Raw genomic sequence first — 3,800 nt, 5'->3', positions numbered from 1 at the left:
CTTGGCCCGCGACCCAGCTCGTCGCACACGGTAGCGGCAAGCGGAAGCGAGTGGAGGGAGGATACGAGAGGTGGGTGGAGGTCAGTTGCTACGTGCTGGGCGCCATAGCCTTGGGCCTGGGCGCAACGTACGTCTCCGGTTCGCAGAGAGAGGGCAGGTTAAGGCTCTTGATCCCCCTGACCCTCGTGGAGTACGATGTGGGCCAGTCTTTCAGGGCTTTCCTCGAGGGCGTTAATTGCGGTCTGCCTGAACACCTCATGCGCCTCATCGCGGCGTCGTACGGGGAGAGGCCGGCGGTGTATAAGTACATCGAGTTGGCATATAAAGGCGAGAAGGAGGTGAAGAAGGACGACTCTTACGAGCTTGTGTTAGACACGGCGTCGCTTCGCGGCGCCTCGTTGATTTTAAGAGACTATAGATCCGCCCTTAAGGAGCTCTCGGCCCGGTGGTGTGAGTGCGACCGGAGGGGGTGGGAGGGGGATTTGTGCAGAGAGGTGGAACAGGCGGCAGAGGCCTACAGAAGCCTCTACCTCTTCCTCGAGGCCGGCTATCCGGACGAGGCGTACAAGGCGCTTTCGCGCGGCCGCGGCATGAGGCAGCTGGCCTCTGTGAGAGACGCCTTGTTTGAAATCGTGGAGCGGGCGGTATGATCGCAGAGGCTTTCGGCGAGGCCCTCAAACGGCTGGGGCTGGCGCGGCGCGAGGCTGTTGAGGAGGCGCTTGAGGAACTCGACAAGACGGGGTACGCCGTCTTGCGCGCCCCCACTGCTTACGGCAAGTCCTTCGCCTCAATACCCCTGGGCCTCGCGGCGTATGAGGGGAAGATGGGCGGGCTGTCTAAAGTCATCCACGTCCTCCCCATGTCCTCCATCACCGAGGATCTATACGCCCGCGCCCTAAGGACGGTGACGGGATCTGGAGGGGAGGGGTTGAGGGAACTCGAGTGCGACCTCTTGCACAAATACGGGGAGAGGTGGGTTGGGTATCAGGCTTGGAGCATAGATGCCGATTTCAAAGACCCCCTGTTCCTAACGTCGTCGCTTATTTACACCACGTTTGACAGCTTTATCCTCAACTTGTACAAAATCACCCCGCTGAGGGCTGAGAGGGCGCCGTATGAGTCGGCGAGGGCCGCCATAATGAGGTCGATAGTTATACTTGACGAGGCGCATCTATACGCAGAGTCGGGCATGGGGCAGGACAAAGCGTTCACTGCGCTTCTAGCCGCCGCCGAGTCGTTAAAGGAGTTAAAAACGCCGACTCTCATCGCCACCGCAACTATTCCGTTGAAGCTGGCCCGCATCATGAACCCCACAGGCGTAGTCGTCACGGCTGTGGGTGAGGGCTGTGGCTACAAGGGGGTGGATGGGGAGGTCGTCGTAAGGGATTTCAAGCCGGCTGGGTCTGTCAAGGCGGAGGTGGTAAAGGACGTCGACCCCCTCCGCGTATTAAAAGAGCGTAGTTTTAAAAAAGCGCTGTTGATATACAACACCGTAGCCAGAGCCGTGGAGGCCTATGAGAAAGTCAAGTCGGAGTTCGACGCCGTGTTGATACACGGCAGGCTCTCTCTGGGCGATAGGCGAGAGGCAGTACGGCGTTTGGAAACCGCCGAGGTTGTGGTGGCGACTCAAGTGGTAGAGGCGGGCGTGGACGTCGAGGGCGTCGATTTATTGGTCACAGACGCCGCGCCGCTGCCAAGCCTTATCCAACGCATGGGCAGAGTGGCGAGGAAGGGGGGCGAGGGGCTCGCCTTAATTGACTGGGGCCGGGGGGCGTATGAATCGGCCGTGGAAATCTACGGCGCGGCGTCTGTGGAGGCGACGTGGAAGCTCCTGGGGGAGGGGGATGTCGAGTGGAGAAATCCGTGCCCGTCGGAGCCTAGGAGCTACGCGGCCCTCCTCGAGAAATACGGCGAGATCTACGCCCCCAAAATACTGGAGGATCTGAAACTCGTCCTCACGACGTTAAACAGGCTTGTGACTTTACATAGGAAGGACGCCGCTAGGTACATGGGTATTTTCTGCAACTTCGCCCGCGGCTCTGTGGCTGTGCCTATTGTCGTATCCGAGCTGTGCTTAAAGGAGCTGGAGGAGGGGGCGGCGCAGCGCGCCCCAGCTGATCGCGGTGGCGCCGAGTGCAAAAAGGAGCGGGACGAGAGGGCCTGTCTGTTGATGCTAGACGCCAGAAGGGCTCGACACGGCGATTTGACATACGACGGGAAGATAGCTGTAGTGGTGAAGGGCGACGTCGAATCGAAATTATGTAATAAGATAAAAAACAATTTATATAAGTGTATGCTAGATGAAAATATAGTCTTTCACGAGATTATAAAGGACGGCAAGAGGAAGAAGAAGATTAACTGCCGCAAATTGCTTGCGCTCGACGCCGAGGTGTCACGCGCGTTGGGCGCCAGGGTGGTCGTGATAGGCCTCGTCGCCAGGGAGGGGGCCTACAAGCCAGGTTTGGGGTGGATATGAGCGAGTTGCTGGCTTGGTGCGGCCACGGCCTCAAGGAGCATTTGAGGGGGGCCGCGCTCATTGCTTTACTCGACGAGGAGGCGATTAGAGGCGCGGCGGAGTTAGTCAAGAAGTCGTTTAACCAGGTGCTGAACGAGAGGGCTTTAAGACGCGAGGTGGAGAGCACAACAAGGAGGCTGGCCGAGGTCGCCGGCCTTAAGGACGCCAAGAGGGCCGTGGCCCTAGCGGCGTATCTACACGACGTCGGCAAGGCGATAGAGGTATACCAACGGCGCCTCAAAGAGGCTGGGCCCCGTTGCAAAGCCTCGCTGAGAGGCCACGAGGTGTGGTCAGCCTGGGTTGCCTACCACGTGGCCAAGGGTATCTGGGGCGAGAAGGGCGCCTCCATAATCGCCGCCAGCGTGGCTCTGCATCACTCCGCCAGACGTAGCATTGACGACGTCGTTTTAGATGCATTAAAAGTGTGGCCGAGTATGGACGACGTCGACCTCATGTTCCGCCTAGCTGAGGAGGGGCTGAAGCTCGTCGGCCTTGATCCCGACGTGGCGTCCGCCGAGGCCGCCGCCCGCCACGAATGGTTTAGACGGGCGGTGTTAGAGCTCACCAGATCGCGGCTTCTAGTCCCGGAGGCTGTGTGGGGAGAGTTGATCATCCACGTGATAGCCATCGCCGACAATCTAGACTCCGCGCTTGTCCGAAGCGATGGTAGAATTGCGTACGTCATAAGGCCACTCCTAGTCGAATGTCACTGCTGAGTTGTTAAGCGATCCTCGCTCCAGCTGTGGCGTAGGCCAGCAGAACGTCTTAGCGTGATTCCAGCGGCGGAGCCTTTACGCAAAACCCCACAATCAACTCACTGACAACCCCCCTCTGCCAAAGCGCCCCCTCCCTCGTCAAATCATTGCTTCTCAATTACTCAGCCTCTCTACCTATTTATCTAGCGAGAGAAGTTTTCTGCACCTCAAACTCGCCTATCGACAAATCAGCCCCTCACTTTAACCATTTTTACATGTCCAGAGTCCCATTTACAAACATATAAACTTGTGCGCGGCGCGGCGAAGAATGGCGCTGGGTCTCGGCGTCTTCTGAACCTCCACGTTGCTGTGCTTGCGAAGAATGGCGTACAGTTAGACCACACAGCGGAATATATGAATGTAAAGCGTTGCCGAAAAGCGTCCGCCGGAGAGACAAAAAACCTGCGAAAAACTTAAAAACCCACAAAAACCATAAAAACCAGCCCCAGAAATCAAAAGATAGTTGAAACACGATGGTAATACAGTTCTTGTCGCGGTCTATGAACACGTCTCCAGAAATCAAAAGATAG

4 protein-coding genes are annotated in these 3,800 nt (G+C 57.6%); 3 read left to right on the top strand and 1 reads right to left on the bottom strand.

The features are described 5' to 3' along the window. The 3 genes from ACP5J3_RS11865 to ACP5J3_RS11855 all read left to right on the top strand — a co-directional run. Positions 1-650: hypothetical protein (locus ACP5J3_RS11865; RefSeq protein ID WP_428495880.1), on the top strand; the 650-nt coding region annotated here is incomplete at its 5' end. Continuing rightward, complete coding sequence (gene cas3 / locus ACP5J3_RS11860; RefSeq protein ID WP_428495879.1) at positions 647-2,476, top strand: CRISPR-associated helicase Cas3'; 1,830 nt, start codon at positions 647-649, stop codon at positions 2,474-2,476. The genes ACP5J3_RS11865 and cas3, both read left to right, overlap by 4 nt. Then, complete coding sequence (locus ACP5J3_RS11855; RefSeq protein ID WP_428495878.1) at positions 2,473-3,231, top strand: CRISPR-associated endonuclease Cas3''; 759 nt, start codon at positions 2,473-2,475, stop codon at positions 3,229-3,231. The genes cas3 and ACP5J3_RS11855 overlap by 4 nt, the downstream gene beginning before the upstream one ends. Positions 3,232-3,481: 250 nt before the next feature. Here ACP5J3_RS11855 and ACP5J3_RS11850 read toward each other — a convergent pair. Continuing rightward, a partial coding sequence (locus ACP5J3_RS11850; protein WP_428495877.1) for a hypothetical protein occupies positions 3,482-3,800 on the bottom strand: 319 nt, incomplete at its 5' end.

The organism is Pyrobaculum sp., assembly GCF_049971835.1.
GTDB lineage: Archaea > Thermoproteota > Thermoprotei > Thermoproteales > Thermoproteaceae > Pyrobaculum.
This window is presented reverse-complemented; position numbering and strand designations above follow the sequence as displayed.

What these genes read in the sequence shown, in the direction of transcription:
- ACP5J3_RS11855 (WP_428495878.1), top strand. Translation starts at nt 2,473, where the DNA reads ATGAGCGAGTTGCTGGCTTGGTGCGGCCACGGCCTCAAGGAGCATTTG.
- cas3 (WP_428495879.1), top strand. Translation starts at nt 647, where the DNA reads ATGATCGCAGAGGCTTTCGGCGAGGCCCTCAAACGGCTGGGGCTGGCG.